Origin of the sequence: Pseudomonas putida, assembly GCA_041071465.1 — a bacterium.
GTDB classification, from domain to species: domain Bacteria; phylum Pseudomonadota; class Gammaproteobacteria; order Pseudomonadales; family Pseudomonadaceae; genus Aquipseudomonas; species Aquipseudomonas putida_P.
This window is the reverse complement of sequence record CP163498.1, coordinates 2,846,828-2,867,500: the sequence shown is the minus strand read 5'-3', so window position 1 is coordinate 2,867,500 and position 20,673 is coordinate 2,846,828. Positions and strand designations below refer to the sequence as shown.

Below are 20,673 nucleotides of genomic sequence, written 5' to 3'. Positions count from 1 at the left end.
TTCCTTCCTATATCTACGCATTTCACCGCTACACAGGAAATTCCACCACCCTCTACCGTACTCTAGCTTGCCAGTTTTGGATGCAGTTCCCAGGTTGAGCCCGGGGCTTTCACATCCAACTTAACAAACCACCTACGCGCGCTTTACGCCCAGTAATTCCGATTAACGCTTGCACCCTCTGTATTACCGCGGCTGCTGGCACAGAGTTAGCCGGTGCTTATTCTGTCGGTAACGTCAAAACAGCAAGGTATTAGCTTACTGCCCTTCCTCCCAACTTAAAGTGCTTTACAATCCGAAGACCTTCTTCACACACGCGGCATGGCTGGATCAGGCTTTCGCCCATTGTCCAATATTCCCCACTGCTGCCTCCCGTAGGAGTCTGGACCGTGTCTCAGTTCCAGTGTGACTGATCATCCTCTCAGACCAGTTACGGATCGTCGCCTTGGTGAGCCATTACCCCACCAACTAGCTAATCCGACCTAGGCTCATCTGATAGCGCAAGGCCCGAAGGTCCCCTGCTTTCTCCCGTAGGACGTATGCGGTATTAGCGTTCCTTTCGAAACGTTGTCCCCCACTACCAGGCAGATTCCTAGGCATTACTCACCCGTCCGCCGCTGAATCAAGGAGCAAGCTCCCGTCATCCGCTCGACTTGCATGTGTTAGGCCTGCCGCCAGCGTTCAATCTGAGCCATGATCAAACTCTTCAGTTCAATACTGCTTGGGTTTTTAAGAAACCCTAAACTTGGCTCAGCAATCTCAAATGACTATGTGATTTCTCGCATGGCCACTTGTGATGCTGATAATCTTTTTGACTATCAGTCCGTACTCACAAGCACCCACACGAATTGCTTGATTCAATTTGTTAAAGAGCGTTTGGTTAAGAGCTTTTCGTCCCAACCGAGGCGCGCATTCTACGCTTTCCTCAGAGCCTGTCAAGCGTTTATTTTGAAGTTTTTTGCGAGAAACTCGTTTAGCTTCAAACACTTGGCTCGCTGCGATCTCTCGTAGCGGGAGGCGAATCATACAGCACCAAGAAGCGCTGTCAACCACCATTTCAACCGCTTGCGATCATTTGATCGTAGCCCCTCCAGCACCACCTTAACTACTTAACTCATTGAATCTCAAGGAGTTTGTCGTTCCGATGTCGCTGGAAGTGGGGCGCATTATAAGGGGATTCGAAACCCCGTCAACCTTTAATTTCAATAAACCTTCATATCGCTGAAAAACAAAGCGGGGAGGCCTACCGGCCTCCCCGCTTTAGTCACCGGCCTTAAAGGCTAGGGAATGCAAACTGCGACGCTTCATGGCTGGCACGCTGCGGCCAACGCTGGGTAATCGCCTTGCGACGCGTATAGAAGCGCACCCCGTCAGGGCCATAGGCATGCAGGTCACCGAACAGCGAACGCTTCCAGCCACCAAAGCTGTGATAAGCCACCGGCACCGGCAGCGGCACGTTCACACCCACCATGCCCACTTCGATCTCGTCGCAGAACAGGCGCGCCGCTTCACCGTCACGGGTGAAGATGCAGGTACCGTTGCCATACTCGTGATCATTGATCAGTTGCATGGCCTGCTCCAGGCTGTTCACACGCACCACGCACAGCACCGGGCCGAAGATCTCTTCTTTATAGATGCGCATCTGCGGGTCACCTTGTCGAACAAAGTACCCCCCACGAAGTAGCCATCTTCATTACCGGCCACACGCAAGCCACGGCCATCCACCACCAGCTTGGCACCAGCAGCAACCCCGTCATCGATGTAACCCACTACCTTGTCACGGGCAGCAGCAGTCACCAGCGGGCCCATGTCCAGGCCGCACGAGGTGCCGGCACCAATCTTCAGCGCCTTGATCTGCGGTTCCAGCTTGGCAATCAGGGCATCGGCTACCTGGTCGCCCACGCACACCGCAACCGAAATAGCCATGCAACGCTCGCCACACGAACCGTAGGCCGCGCCCATCAGTGCGCTTACAGCATTGTCCAGGTCGGCATCCGGCATCAGCACGGCGTGGTTCTTCGCGCCACCCAAGGCTTGCACGCGCTTGCCACGCTTGGTGCCTTCGGCATAGATGTACTCGGCGATCGGGGTTGAACCAACGAAGCTCAGCGCTTTTACTTCTGGCGCTTCGATTAGCGCATCCACCGCTTCCTTGTCACCGTGCACCACGTTGAGGATGCCCTTCGGCAGGCCGGCTTCCAGCAGCAGTTGGGCAATGTACAAGGTCGAGCTTGGGTCACGCTCGGAAGGTTTGAGGATGAACGCGTTACCGCAAGCAATGGCCAGCGGGTACATCCACAGAGGCACCATGGCCGGGAAGTTGAACGGGGTAATGCCAGCAACCACACCCAGCGGCTGGAAGTCGGACCAGGCATCGATATTCGGGCCGACGTTGCGGCTGTACTCGCCCTTCAAAACCTCTGGCGCTGCACAGGCGAACTCGACGTTCTCGATGCCGCGCTTCAGCTCGCCAGCTGCGTCTTCCAGGGTCTTGCCATGCTCTTCGCTGATCATCTGCGAAATCTTGGCTTCGTTCTGCTCCAGCAATTGCTTGAAGCGGAACATCACCTGGGCGCGCTTGGCCGGCGGGGTGTTGCGCCAGGCCGGGAAGGCCGCCTTGGCGGAGTCGATCGCTTCCTGCACGGTCGCGCGGCTGGCCAGCTCGACCTTGCGAACAGCCTGGCCGGTGGACGGGTTGAAGACATCAGCGGTGCGTTCTCCCTTGGAAACCAGCTCGCCATGGATCAGGTGCTGAACAATGCTCATGCAAAACTCCAGATAAAGAAGGTAGAGACAGGCGCGCGATACCTGCACGCGCCTGACATCGAAATCGGAAAGATCAGTCGATCAGGTTCAGGTTTTCGCCGACGGCGTCGAACAGGCGATCCAGTTCTTGCGGCGTGGTGTTGAACGTTGGGCCGAACTGCAGAGTGTCGCCCCCGAAGCGTACATAGAAGCCTGCCTTCCACAACTTCATCGCCACTTCGTATGGGCGAACGATGGCATCACCGTCACGGGCGGCGATCTGGATGGCGCCGGCCAAGCCGTAGTTACGGATATCGATGACGTTCTTGGTGCCCTTTACGCCGTGCAGCAACTTCTCGAAGTGCGGCGCCAGCTCGGCAGCGGACTGCACCAGGTTTTCTTTCTGCAGCAGGTCCAGCGCGGCGATACCGGCGGCACAGGCTACCGGGTGCGCCGAGTAGGTGTAGCCGTGCGGGAATTCCACGGCATATTCCGGCGTCGGCTGGTCCATGAAGGTCTGGTAGATCTCGCTGCTGGCGATTACCGCGCCCATCGGGATGGCGCCGTTGGTCACCTGTTTGGCGATGCACATCAGGTCCGGGGTAACGCCGAAGGCTTCCGAGCCGGTCATCGCGCCCATGCGGCCGAAGCCGGTGATCACTTCGTCGAAGATCAGCAGGATGTTGTGCTGGGTGCAGATTTCACGCAGGCGTTTCAGGTAACCCTTCGGCGGTGGCAGCACACCGGCCGAACCTGCCAGCGGCTCGACAATGACCGCAGCAATGTTGGAGGCATCGTGCAGTTCGATCAGCTTGAGCATTTCGTCAGCCAGGGCAATACCGCCCTCTTCTGGCATGCCTTTGGAGAAGGCGTTCACCGGCAACACGGTGTGAGGCAGGTGATCGACGTCCAGCAGTTGGCCAAACATCTTGCGGTTGCCGTTGACACCCCCCAGGCTGGTACCGGCGATGTTCACCCCGTGGTAGCCACGAGCACGGCCGATGATCTTGGTCTTGGTCGCCTGGCCTTTCAGGCGCCAGTAGGCACGTACCATCTTCAGCGCGGTGTCAGCGCATTCGGAACCGGAGTTGGTATAGAAGACATGATTCAGATTGCCCGGCACCAGCTCGGCGATCTTTTCCGCCAGCTGGAACGACAGCGGGTGGCCAAACTGAAACGCGGGGGAATAGTCCAGCGTACCCAGCTGGCGAGTCACCGCTTCGGTGATTTCCTTGCGGGTGTGCCCGGCGCCGCAGGTCCACAGGCCAGACAGGGCGTCAAAGATCTTGCGCCCCTGGTCATCGACCAGGTAGTTGCCTTCGGCCGCCACGATCAGGCGTGGGTCGCGCTGGAAATTGCGGTTGGCGGTGTAGGGCATCCAGTGGGCATCCAGCTTGAGCTGGCTGGCGATACCGGCAGGGGCGGTTTCGGGCATGTTCATCGGCGGTTCCTCGAAAGACGATTAGGCAACGATGGATGTTGTTGCAGCTAAATTGGCACGGCGATAAAGTCGGAAAAAGCCTACATTTCTAATCTTCAGACAGGTCGTGACTAAACTAATGAGCCGACGCCCCGATCCACTCGCTCAAGTCAGCGATTTCGACATCCGCTTGCTGAAGATCTACCGCAGCGTCGTCGAGTGCGGTGGCTTCTCAGCCGCCGAAAACGTACTGGGCATTGGCCGCTCGGCCATCAGCCAGCAGATGAACGACCTCGAACAACGCCTCGGCCTGCGTCTGTGCCAGCGTGGTCGCGCCGGTTTCTCGCTGACCGAGGAAGGCCGCGAGGTCTACCACTCGGCACTGCAGCTGCTCAGTGCTCTGGAGAGCTTCCGCACCGAGGTCAACGGCCTGCACCAGCATTTGCGTGGCGAACTGAACATTGGCCTGACCGACAACCTGGTGACGCTGCCACATATGCGCATCACCCATGCCCTGGCCGAGCTCAAGGATCGTGGCCCGGATGTACGCATCCAGATCCGCATGATCGCCCCCAGCCAGGTCGAGCACGGCGTGCTCGACGGCAGCCTGCACGTGGGCGTAGTGCCGCAGACCAGCCCGTTGTCGGGCTTGGAGTACCAGCCGTTGTACAGCGAACGCTCGCTGCTGTACTGCGCGGTTGGCCATCCGTTGTTCTATGCCGATGACCAGCAAATCGACGACGAGCGCCTCAATAGCCAGGAAGCCATCACCCCCACCTTCCGCCTGCCTGCCGAAATTCAGGCGCATTACCAGGCGCTGAATTGCACGGCCAGCGCTTCGGACCGCGAGGGCATGGCGTTTCTGATCCTGACCGGGCGCTACATCGGCTACCTGCCCGACCACTACGCCACGTTCTGGGTACAACAGGGCCGTTTGCGTGCGCTCAAGCCCCGGCAGCGCTTCTACGACCTGAGCCTGAGCTGGGTTACCCGCAAAGGCCGGCGCCCCAACCTGGTGCTGGAAAGCTTCCTCGAAAGCCTGGCTGCGACACGTTGATGCCAGTCTGTGCCGCAAACGCTTGTCACTTCGGCACAGGCAGGTAATCTTGTCCGACAGCCGCAGCCATTGCCCCGTACGGAATCGTCCATGACCCTAGAAGTCCCTGCGCATCGCCTCTCCGCCTCGGGCAAGCCCGCAGGCCGCATCCGCCAGAAGAACGAACAGGCCATTATCCAGGCCGCCGAAGACGAATTCGCCCGCCATGGTTTCAAGGGCACCAGCATGAACACCATCGCGCTCAAGGCAGGGTTGCCCAAGGCCAACCTGCACTACTACTTCACCAACAAGCTGGGCCTGTACATTGCCGTGCTCAGCAACATCATCGAGTTGTGGGACAGCACGTTCAACGCCTTGAGCGTCGAGGATGACCCCGGCGAAGCCCTGAGCCAGTACATCCGCACCAAGATGGAGTTCTCTCGGCGCAACCCGCAAGCCTCGCGGATTTTCGCCATGGAAGTGATCAGCGGTGGCACCTGCCTGACCGAATACTTCAGTGCCGACTACCGCGAATGGTTCCGCGGCCGGGCTGCAGTGTTCCAGGCCTGGATCGAAGCCGGCAAGATGGACCCTGTCGACCCGGTGCACCTGATCTTCCTGCTCTGGGGCAGCACCCAGCATTACGCCGACTTCGCCACCCAGATCTGCCAGGTGACCGGCCGCAGCCGCCTGACCAAGCAGGACATGGAAGACGCGAGCAACAACCTTATCCACATCATTCTGAAGGGCTGCGGCATCAAGCCGGCTGCCTGACTACTTTTTATGCCTTCTACCCTGCTCGACCTCTGCGAGTACCGCGAGGAAATCCGCAAAAGCCGCTTCATCACCCTCGCCGGGCCAATCAGCAGTGCCGCCGAAGCGATGAGTTTCATCGAACGCCACAGCGACCTTGCCGCCACCCACAACTGCTGGGCCTGGAAACTCGGCGCGCAGTACCGCAGCAGCGATGACGGCGAGCCCGGCGGGACCGCAGGGCGGCCGATCCTGGCGGCCATCGAAGCGCAGGATTGCGACCAGGTGGTGGTTCTGGTGATCCGCTGGTACGGCGGTATCCAGCTGGGTACAGGCGGACTGGCAAGGGCCTATGGCGGCGGCGCCAACAAGTGCCTGCAACAAGCACCCAAACGCCTGCTGGTACAGCGCAGCGAATTCACCTGCAGCTGCAGTTTCAGCGAACTTGCGCTGGTGAAGCTGCGCCTGGCAGAGGTTGACGGCCTGGTCCTGGATGAACAGTTCACCGCCAATGGCGTGGATCTGTTGATTGCCCTGGGTGACGCCCACCTGGCGCCATTGCAGCAGCAACTGGCCGATCTGAGCCGCGGGCGCATTTTGCTCGAAGCGCGCTGAACATTGCCCACAACACCTGTGGGCCTGCCTGTGGATAACCTTGGGGCACTCATTTGCAGCCAGCTATTTTCAAGGCCTGCAGCGTTTTGATCATAAATTGATCACTATTTGATGACAGCCGCAAATTGCTGAAAGCGCTCGAGTTATCCTCAATGCAAGGCCTGGCGGGCCAGCGCGCGAAAGCCTCAGCTTGCACACAATAACTGTGGACCAGCCTGTGGATAACCCGTGCGCTAACAGGCCAGGCGCCCGGCCAGGCAAGGCCCAGGCATAGTTGATCGTTTTTTATACAGCCATAGGCAGGCAGCGACTGCCGCTGTGCATTATCCTCAATACCTTTCTTTGCCACCGACCAACGGAGCGCGCTCACATGGCTAACGCAAAAAACGCACTTATCATCGGCGCCTCGCGGGGGCTTGGCCTGGGCCTGGTACAACGCCTGCACGAAGACGGCTGGAACATAACCGCCACCGTCCGCAACCCGCAGCAGCCAGGTGCCCTGGCGGACGTGCCCGGCGTGCACATCGAGCAGCTGGAGATGAACGACACTGCCCAGCTCGACGGCCTGAAGCTACGCCTTCAAGGCCAGGCATTCGACCTGGTGTTCATCAACGCAGGTGTCATGGGCCCGTTGCCGCAAGACTTGGAGACGGTACAGACCAAAGACATCGGCGACCTGTTCATGACCAACGCCGTGGCGCCGATCCGCGTGGCACGCCGGCTGGTAGGCCAGGTACGCGAGGGCAGCGGTGTTCTGGCGTTCATGAGCTCTATTCTGGGCAGCGTGACCATACCCGACGGCGGTGAAATCTGCCTGTACAAAGCCAGCAAGGCAGCACTGAACTCGATGATCAACAGCTTTGTTGTCGAGCAGCAGCGCCCCGACCTGTGCGTACTGGCCATGCACCCGGGCTGGGTGAAAACCGACATGGGCGGCGAAAACGCCGAAATCGATGTGCTCACCAGCACCCGTGGCATGCTCGAACAGATCAAGGCGCAAAGTGGCAACGGCGGCCTGCACTTCATCAACTACAAAGGCGAACCCTTGGTCTGGTGATTCACCCGGTCGCGGGCCGGCCGGGCGCATTGCCTGGCCGGTGCCTGTAGAATGGCGGCAACCGTACCTGATTGAGACCCCTTTTTATGTATGACTGGTTGAACGCCCTGCCCAAGGCCGAGCTGCACCTGCACCTGGAGGGCTCGCTGGAGCCCGAGCTGCTGTTCGCCCTGGCCGAGCGCAACAAGATCGCCCTGCCCTGGAACGATGTGGAAACCTTGCGCGGCGCCTACGCCTTCAACAACCTGCAAGAGTTCCTCGACCTGTATTACCAGGGCGCCGATGTGCTGCGTACCGAGCAGGACTTCTACGACCTGACCTGGGCCTACCTGCAACGCTGCAAGGCTCAGAACGTGGTTCACACCGAACCGTTCTTCGACCCGCAGACCCACACTGACCGCGGTATCGCCTTCGAAGTGGTGCTCAACGGTATCAGCCAGGCGCTCAAGGACGGCCGCGAGCAGTTGGGCATCAGCAGTGGCCTGATCCTCAGCTTCCTGCGCCACCTCAGCGAGGATGAGGCGCACAAGACCCTCGACCAGGCCTTGCCGTTCCGCGATGCGTTCATTGCCGTAGGCCTGGACAGCTCGGAGATGGGCCACCCGCCACGCAAGTTCCAGCGTGTGTTCGACCGCGCCCGCAGCGAAGGCTTCGTCGCCGTTGCCCATGCGGGAGAAGAAGGCCCGCCCGAGTACATTTGGGAAGCCCTCGACCTGCTGAAGATCAAGCGTATCGACCATGGCGTGCGCGCCATCGAGGACGAGCGCCTGATGCAGCGCATCATCGAAGAACAGATCCCGCTCACCGTGTGCCCGCTGTCCAACACAAAGCTGTGCGTGTTCGATCACATGAGCCAGCACAACATCCTGGACATGCTCGAGCGTGGCGTGAAAGTCACCGTCAACTCGGACGACCCGGCCTACTTCGGCGGCTATGTCACGGAAAACTTCCACGCCCTGCACACCCACCTGGGCATGACCGAAGACCAAGCCCGTCGCCTGGCGCAGAACAGCCTTGACGCACGTTTGATCTGAGTCGCATGACGACGTTGCGCTCAACCGACCTGCAACGTCGCCACGCGGGCAATGCGATTGATCTGCTGGACGCCCAGCGCCGAAATATGCAAAGCCCGCGTGTCCTCGGCCTCACGTATCCAGCCAGATTGCAAAAACAACCTGAACAAGGCCTGGCCCAGCACGCCCCCAAGGTGCGGGCCCTGGTCATCCCACTCGGTGCAGCGGCAGATCACGCAACCTCGTTGCTGGTGTGGCGCCAGAGCATCGATGTAGACCCCGACCAACGCCAACTGCGCCCGCCCCTCGTCACTGACCATCAACTGTCGACCGCAGCCGTCCAGCCAGCCGGCCACCACCAGGCGATCATACAACTCACTGGCCAACGCCCCGCCCAGGTGGTCGCCACATCGGCGTGCCCGGCGCATCGACATGGGCAGCGATGATACCGGCGCCTTGGCACGCTCTCCCCGTACGCTTTCCAGCTGTACGCTGGCCAAGGCCTCAACCGCCGCCCCGACCTGAGGGGTTGCCAGGCAGAAGTAGCGTTTACGGCCCCTGGCTTCATGCTTGAGCAAACCGGCCGACGACAGCAACGAGAGGTGCGCGCAGGCCGACGACGAAGTCAGGCCGGTCATTATCGCGAGTTCATTGGCCAACCGTGGCGTGCCATCGATCAATGCCCACAACATGGCACTGCGCTTGGGGTCGGCCATCAGGCTGGCGATTTGGCTGATACTGCTGGCTGCGTTCATGTCCCTGTAACTCCCTGCAAGTTCACTGTGTGGATGCGATTGCCAACCCTGGCAGGGAAGCGCGTCTCGCTGGCACTGGCCTGGTTCGCCAGTATAAGCCGCAGAAAATACCGTTCAGACGACCACGCGCCGACCTACCCAAGGCGAAAACCATTGGGTATGCCTACCCTTGGCACTCAGCGAGGCAGCTTTGGAAAACGGCTCGAACCCAGCCAAACAAGGCCCAGGTACACCCATACAGAAGCACTGAAACATTCTGATAAAAATAGGCTTGCAGCAATTTCAGATACGGCCCACAGCAACCTTCAACAATTAGCGCGCAACAAAGCGAAAGTTCTGGGGAATTGCAGGCTTTGCGCCCAAAGCAGGAAACACTGTCTGGAAAATGTACGCACTTACCGTCAGTCAGGACGCTGAAGCAGTGCCATGGCAGGCTGGTGGGCCAGCGCTACACTTGAGCGGCTCCCCTTCCTGGAGGTATGCCGCGATGAAAATTGTCGTAAGTGCGTCGAGCCGAAACCCCGCCTGCCCCTGGCAAGTCCAGCTCGATCAGCATGTGGTCAGTTTCCGTAGCGAGGCCGAGGCGCGCGCCTTCGTCGCTACGCTGGAAACCCGTCTGCAGGCACCTCACCCGCTCATGCGGGAGCCTTGGCCTGCAAACGTCGGGTCAACAGCGCGACACTGACCACAAGCGCCCCGCACAGGCTGATCACCATTGCCATCGGCACTGCACTGCCATCATGCAGCAGCCCGACCAGCGCCGCCGCACCTGCGGCAACGCTGAACTGCACGCAGCCCATCAGTGCCGAGGCACTGCCGGCCCGCGCACCCTGCCCGCTCATGGCGCAGGCGGAAGCATTGGGAATGATGCAACCAAGGCTGGCGATACAGATGAACAGCGGTATCAGCAGCGGCCACAACTGCGCGGGTCGCAATGCCGCCACGCCCAGCAGCACCAGGCCCGCAACCAGGTACAGCCAAACCGCGCGGGCCAGCAGGAAGGCTGGCCCGCGCCTGGCCAGCAAGCGGGCGTTCACCTGTGCCACCAGAATAAAGCCCGCAGCATTGGTACCGAACAACCAGCCGTAATGCTCGGCGGGCACCCCATACAGCTTGATGAATACGAAGGGCGAACCGGCGATATAGGCAAACATGCCGGCAATAGCGATACCGCCGGTCAACGCATGGCCGAGGAAAGCCCGGTCAGCGAGCAAACGCAGGTACTGGCGCAAGGCGCCAGACAGCGGCTGGCGGGGTATATGCTCAGGCAGGCTTTCAGGCAGGCCCAGGCTGACCGCCAGCAGGCAGCCGGCACTGAACAGGCTCAGCGCGAGGAAAATCGACTGCCAGCCGGCCAGGTTCACCAGCACCCCACCCAGCATCGGTGCCAGGATCGGCGCCAGGCCCATGACCAGCATCAGCTGCGAGAACACTTTCGCTGAGGCTACCGGGTCGCACTTGTCGCTGACGATGGCCCGCGACAGCACCATGCCGGCACAACCGCCCAGTGCCTGGACGAAACGCGCCAGTACCAACGTGTCGAGGTTGGGGGCATAGGCACAAGCCAGTGACGCCAGGGTGAACAGGGTCACGCCGAACATCAACGGTAGGCGTCGGCCAAAGCGGTCGGCAACTGGCCCATAGGCCAACTGGCCGATGGACAGGCCGAGGAAGTAGGCAGCCAACGTGGCCTGGACGTGTTTTTCATCGGTAGCGAACGCTTGCGCCATGGCCGGGAAGGCGGGCAGGTAGAAGTCGATCGCCAAAGGCCCAAACGCACTGAGTGCGCCCAGGATGAGCACCATTCGCAGGTTCATCAGGAATCCATAGCAGGCTAAGCAAGTGCGTGATTCTACCTGCTGTGGACCCCATCAGTCTGAAAACATTTGCAACACAGTGCCCCTGTGGAGGGCACTGCCAAGTCTTCAGGCAAGTTCGGCCTGATAACCTTCATCCCGAATGGCAGTGAGGATCTGCTCCTGCGCCAGCTCACTCTGCACCCGTACCTGTTTCGCCGCCAGGTCGATCTCGACCTTGGCCGCCGCATCCTGCTCCTGCACCGCGCGGGTCACGGCTTTCACGCAATGGCCGCAGGTCATGCCTTGTACATTGAACACTTGCATGGGTTACCTCCTTCAGGTTTTCCACGAGTCTCAAGCTTGCCATCAGGGCAAGGTCAAGCCCCGCCTGCAACAGCCGGGGTGGAAATCCGCGCCCGCGTCGGCCAAGCTGCGCCTTTGACGATCAAGCAAGCAGGAGATTTTTCATGTTCAGGGCAGCATTGGGCGTCGTCGGGCTACTGGGCGCGCTGGCTGTGGTGCCACCGGCCAGCGCCGAGGGCAACTCGGCCTACAGCGTACTGATCATTTCCCGGGAGCGGCTGGAGGTAGCTACCAGCTGCGAAATCGGCGTGTACCTCAACGACCAGCTTTCCGGACGCGTATTTCAGGAGCAGTCCACCTCGTTCAACCTGCCGCCGGGCCCTGTGGATGTGCGCCTGCGCCTGCTACCTGGGCAAATGCCGGGTTGCGCCGCAGGCATCGAAGACCAGCGCAGCACGCGTTTGAACCTGCAGGCGGGCCAGATCAACAAATACCGCATCGCCATGGGGCAATATGGGCTGGAGTTGAAGCGAGCCGATCTGGGCTATTGACCTTGCCCGCGTGGCAAGGTTGATGCTGGAGGCCAGTCCAAGGAGGAGAGCCATGCCCGCATCCACCACTTACGACCTGCCGATCACCGGCATGACCTGTGCCAGCTGTGCTGGCCGGGTCGAACGCGCCCTGCGCAAGGTCACAGGCGCTGAACAGGTCAGCGTAAACCTCACCACTGAAAAAGCCCGGGTTCTGGCCCCGGCCGACAGCCTGCCGGCGTTGGTCGACGCCGTGCGCGAAGCCGGTTACGGCGTGCCCACCCGCACCCTCGAACTGCAGATCGGCGGCATGACCTGCGCCAGCTGTGTCGGCCGTGTAGAGCGCGCCCTCGGCAAATTGCCCGGCGTCGAGCAGGTCAGCGTGAACCTGGCCAGCGAACGCGCGCACCTCGAAGTGCTCACAGCCCTCGATGACAACCTGCTGATCGACGCCGTACAAAAGGCCGGCTACAGCGCCAGCCTGCCGCAATCTGCCAGGGACGAGCAAAGCGCTGCCCAGCACCGCCTGCGCAACGAGCGCCTGGCGGTCGGCGCAGCCTTGCTGTTGGCCCTGCCGCTGGTATTGCCAATGCTGGTACAACCGTTCGGCCTGCACTGGATGCTGCCTGCCTGGGCGCAATTCCTGCTGGCCACGCCGGTGCAATTCATTCTTGGGGCACGCTTCTACGTAGCCGCCTGGAAGGCCGTGCGCGCCGGTGCCGGCAACATGGACCTGCTGGTGGCCCTGGGTACCAGTGCCGGCTATGGCCTTAGCCTGTACCAATGGGCGCAGGCCCCCGCCGGCATGGCCCCGCACCTGTACTTCGAAGCCTCCGCCGTGGTGATTGCCCTGGTATTGCTGGGCAAGTACCTGGAAAGCCGCGCCAAGCGCCAAACCGCCAGCGCCATCCGCGCCCTCGAAGCCTTGCGCCCGGAACGCGCCGTGCGCGTGGTCGATGGCCAGGAGGAGGACGTGGCAATCGCCCAGTTGCGCCTGGGCGACCTGGTCCTGGTAAAGCCCGGCGAGCGTTTCCCGGTCGATGGCGTGGTCGAAGATGGCAGCAGCCACGCCGATGAGGCCCTGATCAGCGGCGAGAGCCTGCCAGTGCCCAAGCAACCCGGCGACAGCGTCACCGGTGGCGCTATCAACGGCGAAGGCCGGTTGCTGGTCCGTACCCAGGCACTGGGCACCGAGACCGTGCTGGCACGCATCATCCGCCTGGTGGAAGACGCCCAGGCCGCCAAAGCGCCAATCCAGAAGCTGGTCGACCGGGTCAGCCAGGTATTCGTCCCGGCTGTACTGGTGCTGGCGCTGATCACCCTGATCGGCTGGTGGCTGGCCGGTGCACCACTGGAAACCGCGCTGATCAACGCCGTTGCCGTGCTGGTCATCGCCTGCCCCGCGCCCTCGGCCTGGCCACGCCCGCAGCGATCATGGCCGGCACCGGGGTCGCCGCCCGCCATGGCATCTTGATCAAGGATGCCGAAGCCCTGGAGCGGGCCCATGCGGTCAACCGCGTGGTCTTCGACAAGACCGGCACCCTTACCTCCGGCAGCCCGCGGGTGGTTCACAGTCAGGCACAGGACGGCAGCAGTGCCGAGCTGCACCGCCTGGCCGGCGCCCTGCAGCGCGGCAGTGAACACCCGCTGGCCAAGGCGGTACTGCAGGCGTGCGCCGAACAGGGGCTGGACGTGCCCGAGGTTGCCGACAGCCAATCGCTGACCGGGCGCGGCATTGCCGGGCGTGTCGAGGGCCGTGAGCTGGCGCTGGGCAACCGCCGCCTGCTAGACGAGAGCGCTCTGCAGCCTGGTGAGCTGGCCTCCAAGGCCCAGGCCTGGGAAGCCGAAGGGCGCACCCTGTCATGGCTGATCGAACGCGGCAGGCAACCGCGCGTGCTGGGCCTGTTCGCCTTTGGTGACAGCCTCAAGCCCGGCGCCGCGCAAGCCATCGACACCCTGCATGCACAGCACATCAGCAGCCACCTGCTGACCGGTGACAACCGTGGCAGCGCCAAGGTGGTGGCCGATGCCCTGGGCATCGACGATGTGCATGCCGAAGTGCTGCCGGCCGATAAGGCCGCGACGGTGACGGCACTCAAGCGCGACGGTGTGGTTGCCATGGTCGGCGATGGCATCAACGATGCACCCGCGCTGGCCGCTGCCGACATCGGCATCGCCATGGGTGGCGGCACCGACGTGGCCATGCAGGCCGCCGGCATCACCCTGATGCGTGGCGACCCGCGCCTGGTGCCCGCCGCGCTGGAAATCAGCCGCAAGACCTACGCGAAGATCCGCCAGAACCTGTTCTGGGCTTTCATCTACAACTTGATCGGCATCCCGCTGGCCGCGCTGGGTTACCTCAACCCGGTACTGGCCGGTGCCGCCATGGCCCTGTCCAGCGTCAGCGTGGTCAGTAACGCGCTGTGGCTCAAGGCGTGGAAACCCACCAGTAGCAGCACCCAGGAGGCGCCATGAACATCGGCCAGGCCGCCCGCCGCAGCGGGCTCAGCACCAAGATGATCCGTTACTACGAGTCCATCGGCCTGCTCAAACCAGCCACACGCAGCGATAGCGGCTACCGCTTGTACCAGGCGCAAGACCTGCACAGCCTGGCCTTCATCAAGCGCTCCCGCGACCTGGGCTTTTCCCTTGAGGAGGTCGGCAAGCTGCTGACCCTGTGGCAAGACCGCCAGCGTGCCAGTGCCGACGTGAAGGCACTGGCGATACAGCACATCGATGAACTGAACCGGCGCATCGAGGAGCTGGTGAGCCTGCGCGATACCCTTGGCGAGCTGGTGTCGCACTGCCAAGGGGATGACCGCCCGGACTGCCCGATCCTCAAGGACCTGGCCAATGGCGCTACCGGCAACTGCTGTCACTGAGCGATCAAAAGCGTTTGGTATGCCAAAAGCGTCCAAACGCGACCGAATAGTCACCAAACACGACTTTGTCCAATAAATACAGGGGTTCTGGCTTCATAAAACCCGGATGCTGCCGATGCACTGGCTACCTGCCTCGTGGGTCGACAATAAAAAATTCCGGGAGCGTCGATGAGCATCAAACAGAAACTGACCTGGGCATTCGCGGTCATCGCCGGCTTGCCCATCGTCCTAGTGGCCACTCTGGTGGTCCTCAACCTGCGTGGCGAAGCCCGCGATGGATTCCTCGACGGTAGCAGCCGGGAAATCCGCCAGGTCAGCAACGCGATGAACATCTTCTTCCAGGGCATCAACCAGAACGTCGAGTACCTGGCTTCCCAGCCAATGGTCGCTGCCACGGGCAGCGAGCTGAACAAGTACATGAGCGCCACCCCGTCCTACGAACTGGGCGAACAGGCCAGCAAGCTCCTCGAGTTCATGACCCGCCTGGCCAACTCGCACCCCGCTTATGCCTACCTGTCCTACGGCGTGAATGACGGCGGCTACACGGGCTGGCCGGCCGGGCAGAAGTTCGTCAACTACGACCCACGCACCCGCCCCTGGTACCAACTGGCCATGGCCAACCCAGGCAAGACCGTGCGCACCGGCGCTTACTACTGGGCCGCCGACGACGCGGTGCTGGTCAGCACCGTGCGCGCCGTGGCCAACCAGCTGGGCAACCCCGGCGGCGTGGTCAACATCGATGTTTCCCTCAAGGGCCTGACCGAGATCGTCAAGCAGATCAAGCTGGGCGAAAGTGGCTACCTGATGCTGGTGGAAAGCAACGGCAACGTGATGGTCGACCCGCGCGATGCAGGCCACAACTTCAAGCAACTGGCGAGTTTTGGCGACGGTTACGCCGAGCTGGCCAAGGCCGGCAAAGGCCTGGTCGAGGTCGAGCTCAATGGCGTGCGCTACATGGCCAACGTCTACCCCGACGAGCAACTGGGCTGGACCTTCATCGGCCTGATCGAACAAAGCGAGGTGATGCAGACCACCACCCGCCTGACCTGGCTGATCGGCGTCATCGCCGTGGTGCTGGCCGTGCTGTTCGCCGTGGTCGGTGCGGCCTTCGCCAAACTGATCGTGCGCCCGATCAACAGTGTCACCAATGGCCTGGAAGACATTGCCCAAGGTGAAGGCGACCTGACCCGCAACCTGGAAATCCGCGGCCGCGACGAAACCGCGCAATTGGCCAGCTGGTTCAACCAATTCCTCGGCGCCATTCGCAGCCTGATCCAGCACATCGGCGCTGCCGCCAGCAAGATCCTCAGCACCTCCAGCAGCTCGACCCGCGTCTCCAGCGACATGGCCGAGGCCGCCGGCCGTCAGCGCGAAGCCGTGGACATGGTGTCCACTGCCTTCCACGAGATGGTCGCCACCGCCAACGAAGTAGCGCGGTCTTGCAGCCAGGCGGCGCAGTCGGCCGACAGCGGCCAGCAGCAAGCCCGCGAAGGCCAGCAACAGATCGATGCCGCGGTAAGCAGCGTGGACCGCCTGAGCCACGAGATCGAGCAGTCGGCGCAGTCGATCCAGCAATTGGAGCGTGACAGCAACGCCATCCAGTCGATCCTCGGCACCATCCGCTCCATTGCCGAACAGACCAACCTGCTGGCCCTGAACGCGGCCATCGAAGCAGCTCGTGCCGGTGAGCAGGGACGTGGCTTTGCCGTGGTGGCCGACGAAGTGCGGGCCCTGGCCAAGCGCACTGCCGACTCCACCGCCGAAATCGACGGTTTGCTGGGCAACCTGGCCAGCCGCACTGCCGAAGTGGCCGAACAGATGCATGCCAGCCTGGAAGTTTCGCAGCAGTCGGTGAGCCGTATCGGCCTGGCCCGCGACAGCTTCGGGCAGATCCGTGAGTCGGTGGACGTGATCCGCGACATGAACACGCAGATCGCCACGGCGGCCGAAGAACAGCACCAGGTGGCCGAGGACATCAACCGCCACATCAGCCAGATTCACGGCGATGCGCAACTGGTGGCCGAACTGGCCCAGGCGGCGCGTCAGGACTCCGAGAGCCTGGCCGGGCTGTCCAATGAACTGGACACGCTGGTGCGCAGGTTCCGCACCTGATGCATTGCCTGTGCCGGCCTCTTCGCAGCTAATGCCGCGAAGAGGCCGGCAAAGGCAACCGAGCACTAAAGTTTCAGCTCCCCCGGGGTCGCCCCAAACAACTGCTTGAACGCCGCAATATAGGCCGATGTGGAGTCATACCCACACCCCAGCGCCGCCTCGGTCACATTCTCCCCCGCCTCCAGTAGCGCCAGCGAAGACAGCAACCGCATGCGCTGCCGCCAATTGCGAAAGCTCAACCCGGTCTCCCGCTGGAACAGCCGCATCAGCGTCTTCTCCGAACACCCCAGCTCGCGCGCCCATTGCTGCAAGGTCTGCGGCTGGTCCGGCGCGGCGATCAAGCCATTGCACAGCGCCAGCAAGCCAGGGTGGCGTGGCAAGGGCAGTGAAAAACCAACTTCCGGCAACGTGCGCAACTGGTCGAGCAGCACCGCCACCAAGCGCGCCTCGGCACTGTCACCCTCCGGGTAATCCGCCGGCAACAGGCAAAACTGCTTGATCAGTTCGCGTGCCAGTGGTGTCACCTCAAGCACCCGGCATTGCTCAGGCGCCCATGGGCAGGCATCGCGGCGCACATACAGGCTGCGCATCTCGGCTTGCATCGAAGTGACCACTTCATGCTCGGCATCGGCAGGGATCCACACCCCCCACTGTGGCGGGGCAAAGTAGCTGCCGTCGCGCGTGTACACACCGAGTACGCCGCTGATCGCGTAGGAAAACTGCACCCAGTCGTGCTGGTGGCGGGTGGTCCAGGAACCGGCACCAAGGCTTTCGGCACGGGCGTAGAGGGGCCTGGGCAGGTGGTCCAGCACCGGAATAGCGCGGGGATGACCGATAATCGGCATGGCGGTTTCTTGTAGTTCTGACCAGACAAGCCTAACAGCTGGCATCGTCTCGATGTTCAACCTGTGTCATCGCTCGACGATTACCGTCACCCCCTGCCCACCTGCCGCACAGATCGAAATCAGCCCACGCCCCTTCCCCGCCGTCGCCAGCAGCTTGGCCAGGTTGGCCAATATCCGCCCCCCGGTCGCCGCAAATGGATGCCCGGCCGCCAGCGAACTGCCCTTGACGTTGAGCTTGCTGCGGTCGATCGCCCCAAGCGGCGCCTCCAGCCCCAACCGCTCGCAGCAAAAATCGATATCCTCCCAGGCCTTCAGCGTGCACAGCACCTGGGCAGCAAAGGCTTCGTGGATTTCGTAGTAATCGAAGTCCTGCAGTGCCAGGCCATTGCGCGCCAGCAAGCGTGGCACCGCGTACACCGGCGCCATCAATAACCCTTCGCGGCCCGTGACGAAATCTACCGCTGCGGTTTCCCCATCGACCAAATAGGCGAGCACCGGCAACCCTTGCTGCTGCGCCCACGCCTCGCTGCCTAACAGCACCAGCGAAGCACCATCGGTCAACGGCGTGGAGTTACCCGCCGTCAGGGTGCCTTGCCCACTGCGGTCAAAGGCAGGTTTAAGCCTGGCCAACTGCTCAAGGCCAAGGTCCGGGCGCAGGTTGTTGTCCCGAGTCAGCGAGAGAAACGGCGTTAGCAGGTCGTCCTGCCAACCCTCGGCATAGGCCGCAGCCAGCTTCTGATGACTGAGCAGCGCCAGCTCGTCCTGCTCGGCGCGACCAATGCGCCAGGCTTGGGCCATGCGCTCGCAATGCTCGCCCATCGACAACCCCGTGCGCGGTTCGCCATTGCGCGGTAACTCGGGCTTCAGGTGATGAGGCCGCAGTTTCAAGAAGGGCTTGAGCCGCTCGCCCAGGCTCTTGCCACGGTTGGCCTGCAGCAGGATATGGCGCAGGCCTTCGTTGACGGCAATCGGTGCATCGGAGGTGGTATCCACACCGCCGGCAATACCGCAGTCGATCTGCCCCAGGGCAATCTTGTTGGCCACCAGCAGCGCCGCCTCCAGCCCGGTGCCGCAGGCTTGCTGGATGTCATAGGCTGGTGTCTGCGGGGACAGGCGCGACCCCAGCACACATTCGCGGGTCAGGTTCATGTCGCGTGAGTGCTTCAGCACTGCGCCAGCCACCACCTCACCCAGGCGCTGCCCATGCAGGCGATAGCGCTCGACCAACCCTTCGAGCGCGACGGTGAGCATCGCCTGGTTGCTGGCCGTGGCGTAGGCGCCATTGGCGCGGGCGAAGGGGATTCGGTTGCCGCCCAGGATTGCGACCCGGCGAGATGAACGCATGCGCTAGCTCCTCCTGAAACAATTTGATCCGTACAGCCTAGGTGTTTTTACCGTATTCGAACGACCCTGCCACAAAGTTGGTCCACACTTTCAAGCTTGCCTTTCAGGAGACCACCCATGAGCGATCGCTACCTCGGTTTTGCCAACTCCAATCTCGGCCGTCGCCTCGTGGATGCCCTTGGCCTGCCACGCCCGGCGCCGCTGGAGCGCTGGCAAGCTGGCCGCCTGCGCCCGGTGGAAGGCGCCCTGGTATTGGGTGGCGGACCTCTGGCGAGCCAGGTCGAAGCCATCGCCCCGTGCCTGACCGACGAGGTCTACAGCTTCAATGCCGACAACCTGCAGGCTGAAGCCTGGGTGGCCGGCCTGGGGCCGAAAATCAAGGCTGTGGTGTTCGATGCCAGTCATTTGTCCGACAGCGATGCACTGAAGCAGTTGCGCGAATTTTTCCAGCCGCTGTTGCGCAGCCTGGCACCGTGTGCCCATGTACTGGTGCTTGGCCGTGCACCAGAAGGCCTCGACAACCCGTTGGCCAGCGTTGCTCAACGCGCCCTCGAAGGCTTCAGCCGCTCGCTGGCCAAGGAGCTGCGCAACGGCGCGACCGCCCAATTGTTGTATGTCGCCCCCGATGCCGAGAACCAGCTGGAAGGCGCCCTGCGCTTCTTCTCTCGCCCAAGAGTGCCTTCATCTCGGGCCAGGTATTGCGCATGGGGGCTTGTGCCAGTCAGGTCGAGGACTGGACCCGCCCATTGGGGGGCCGCCGCGCTCTGATCACCGGCGCCGCACGCGGTATCGGCGCTGCCATAGCTGAAACCCTGGCCCGCGATGGCGCCGAGGTGCTACTGCTCGATGTGCCCCAAGCCAGCCAAGACCTCGACGCCCTCGCGGCACGCCTAGGCGGCAAGGCACTGCCACTGGATATCTGCGCCAGCGACGCGGCAGCGCAACTGCTTGCGGCCCTGCCCGACGGCATCGACATCGTAGTGCACAACGCAGGTATCACCCGCGACAAGACGCTGGCCAACATGACGCCGGAATACTGGGACGCAGTGCTGGCCGTCAACCTCAAGGCCCCGCAGTTGCTGACCCAGGCGCTGTATGACAACGGCGCGCTGGGGAAACGCACGCATCACCCTGCTGGCATCGGTCAGCGGTATTGCCGGGAACCGTGGGCAGGCCAACTATGCCGCCAGCAAGACAGGGCTGATTGGCCTGGCCCAGGCCTGGGCGTCACGGCTCGCCGAGCGCGGTGGCAGCATCAACGCAGTGGCCCCCGGCTTTATCGAAACCCATATGACTGCAGCCATGCCCATGGGCCTGCGCGAGGCCGGGCGACGCTTGAGTTCACTGGGCCAGGGCGGGCGCCCGCAAGATGTCGCCGAAGCCATTGCCTGGCTCAGCCAGCCGGGCTCAGGGGCTGTCAACGGCCAGGTGCTGCGCGTTTGCGGCCAGGCATTGATGGGGGCTTGA

At 62.2% G+C, this 20,673-nt stretch carries 15 protein-coding genes, 1 rRNA gene and 4 pseudogenes (1 of these 20 running past the window's edge); 11 read left to right on the top strand and 9 right to left on the bottom strand.

Annotated elements, in window-relative coordinates; all coding sequences use genetic code 11:
• The 3 genes and pseudogenes from AB5975_13270 to AB5975_13260 all read right to left on the bottom strand — a co-directional run.
• Positions 1 to 710 (bottom strand): 16S ribosomal RNA (locus tag AB5975_13270); it reaches 827 nt to the left of the window's first position.
• A gap of 560 nt (positions 711 to 1,270) precedes the next feature.
• Positions 1,271 to 2,763, bottom strand: a pseudogene (locus tag AB5975_13265) (CoA-acylating methylmalonate-semialdehyde dehydrogenase).
• A 73-nt stretch (positions 2,764 to 2,836) separates the two neighbouring features.
• Positions 2,837 to 4,183 (bottom strand): aspartate aminotransferase family protein, encoded by a 1,347-nt coding sequence (locus AB5975_13260; GenBank protein ID XDR22678.1) that lies wholly within the window; start codon positions 4,181 to 4,183, stop codon positions 2,837 to 2,839.
• A 118-nt stretch (positions 4,184 to 4,301) separates the two neighbouring features.
• On the opposite strand from AB5975_13260, the gene AB5975_13255 reads away from it, so the two are divergent.
• The 5 genes from AB5975_13255 to AB5975_13235 all read left to right on the top strand — a co-directional run bounded on the left by AB5975_13255 (position 4,302) and on the right by AB5975_13235 (position 8,657).
• A complete protein-coding gene (locus AB5975_13255) occupies positions 4,302 to 5,219 on the top strand; it encodes a LysR family transcriptional regulator (GenBank protein ID XDR22677.1) in 918 nt (305 codons plus the stop codon).
• Positions 5,220 to 5,309: 90 nt separating this feature from the next.
• Complete coding sequence (locus AB5975_13250; GenBank protein XDR22676.1) at positions 5,310 to 5,972, top strand: TetR/AcrR family transcriptional regulator; 663 nt, start codon at positions 5,310 to 5,312, stop codon at positions 5,970 to 5,972.
• Between the two features lie 9 nt (positions 5,973 to 5,981).
• Complete coding sequence (locus AB5975_13245) at positions 5,982 to 6,566, top strand: YigZ family protein (protein XDR22675.1); 585 nt, start codon at positions 5,982 to 5,984, stop codon at positions 6,564 to 6,566.
• 370 nt (positions 6,567 to 6,936) lie between these two features.
• A complete protein-coding gene (locus AB5975_13240; protein ID XDR22674.1) occupies positions 6,937 to 7,623 on the top strand; it encodes an SDR family oxidoreductase in 687 nt (228 codons plus the stop codon).
• An 86-nt stretch (positions 7,624 to 7,709) separates the two neighbouring features.
• Positions 7,710 to 8,657, top strand: coding sequence for an adenosine deaminase (locus AB5975_13235; protein XDR22673.1), 948 nt, complete (start codon positions 7,710 to 7,712; stop codon positions 8,655 to 8,657).
• Between the two features lie 20 nt (positions 8,658 to 8,677).
• On the opposite strand, the gene AB5975_13230 is transcribed toward AB5975_13235, so the two are convergent.
• Entirely contained in the window at positions 8,678 to 9,391 is a 714-nt protein-coding gene (locus AB5975_13230; protein XDR22672.1) for a transcriptional regulator, read from the bottom strand.
• Between the two features lie 487 nt (positions 9,392 to 9,878).
• Between AB5975_13230 and AB5975_13225 the strand changes: the two genes are divergently transcribed.
• Positions 9,879 to 10,076 carry a hypothetical protein gene (locus tag AB5975_13225; protein XDR22671.1) on the top strand — a complete coding sequence of 66 codons (198 nt, stop codon included), beginning with the start codon at positions 9,879 to 9,881 and terminating at the stop codon, positions 10,074 to 10,076.
• Here the strand turns inward: AB5975_13225 and AB5975_13220 are convergent.
• Complete coding sequence (locus tag AB5975_13220) at positions 10,027 to 11,208, bottom strand: multidrug effflux MFS transporter (GenBank protein XDR22670.1); 1,182 nt, start codon at positions 11,206 to 11,208, stop codon at positions 10,027 to 10,029. The genes AB5975_13225 and AB5975_13220 overlap by 50 nt on opposite strands.
• Positions 11,209 to 11,316: 108 nt before the next feature.
• Positions 11,317 to 11,514 (bottom strand): heavy-metal-associated domain-containing protein, encoded by a 198-nt coding sequence (locus tag AB5975_13215; GenBank protein ID XDR22669.1) that lies wholly within the window; start codon positions 11,512 to 11,514, stop codon positions 11,317 to 11,319.
• Positions 11,515 to 11,657: 143 nt separating this feature from the next.
• Between AB5975_13215 and AB5975_13210 the strand changes: the two genes are divergently transcribed.
• The 4 genes and pseudogenes from AB5975_13210 to AB5975_13195 all read left to right on the top strand — a co-directional run bounded on the left by AB5975_13210 (position 11,658) and on the right by AB5975_13195 (position 17,017).
• Complete coding sequence (locus AB5975_13210; GenBank protein ID XDR22668.1) at positions 11,658 to 12,044, top strand: hypothetical protein; 387 nt, start codon at positions 11,658 to 11,660, stop codon at positions 12,042 to 12,044.
• Positions 12,045 to 12,096: 52 nt separating this feature from the next.
• Positions 12,097 to 14,498, top strand: a pseudogene (locus AB5975_13205) (heavy metal translocating P-type ATPase).
• The gene (gene cueR, locus AB5975_13200) at positions 14,495 to 14,905 is read left to right on the top strand and encodes a Cu(I)-responsive transcriptional regulator (GenBank protein XDR22667.1); all 411 of its coding nucleotides are present in this window, start codon (positions 14,495 to 14,497) and stop codon (positions 14,903 to 14,905) included. Before AB5975_13205 ends, cueR begins: the two are co-directional and overlap by 4 nt.
• 168 nt (positions 14,906 to 15,073) lie before the next feature.
• A complete protein-coding gene (locus AB5975_13195) occupies positions 15,074 to 17,017 on the top strand; it encodes a methyl-accepting chemotaxis protein (protein XDR22666.1) in 1,944 nt (647 codons plus the stop codon).
• Here the strand turns inward: AB5975_13195 and AB5975_13190 are convergent.
• The 3 genes and pseudogenes from AB5975_13190 to AB5975_13180 all read right to left on the bottom strand — a co-directional run bounded on the left by AB5975_13190 (position 16,998) and on the right by AB5975_13180 (position 19,206).
• Positions 16,998 to 17,045 (bottom strand): annotated as a pseudogene (locus AB5975_13190) (hypothetical protein). The gene AB5975_13195 and the pseudogene AB5975_13190 overlap by 20 nt on opposite strands.
• Before the next feature lie 37 nt (positions 17,046 to 17,082).
• Complete coding sequence (locus AB5975_13185; protein XDR22665.1) at positions 17,083 to 17,862, bottom strand: helix-turn-helix transcriptional regulator; 780 nt, start codon at positions 17,860 to 17,862, stop codon at positions 17,083 to 17,085.
• A gap of 66 nt (positions 17,863 to 17,928) precedes the next feature.
• Positions 17,929 to 19,206, bottom strand: coding sequence for an acetyl-CoA C-acetyltransferase (locus tag AB5975_13180; protein ID XDR22664.1), 1,278 nt, complete (start codon positions 19,204 to 19,206; stop codon positions 17,929 to 17,931).
• Positions 19,207 to 19,323: 117 nt separating this feature from the next.
• Here AB5975_13180 and AB5975_13175 point away from each other — a divergent pair.
• A pseudogene (locus AB5975_13175) lies at positions 19,324 to 20,673 on the top strand (3-oxoacyl-ACP reductase).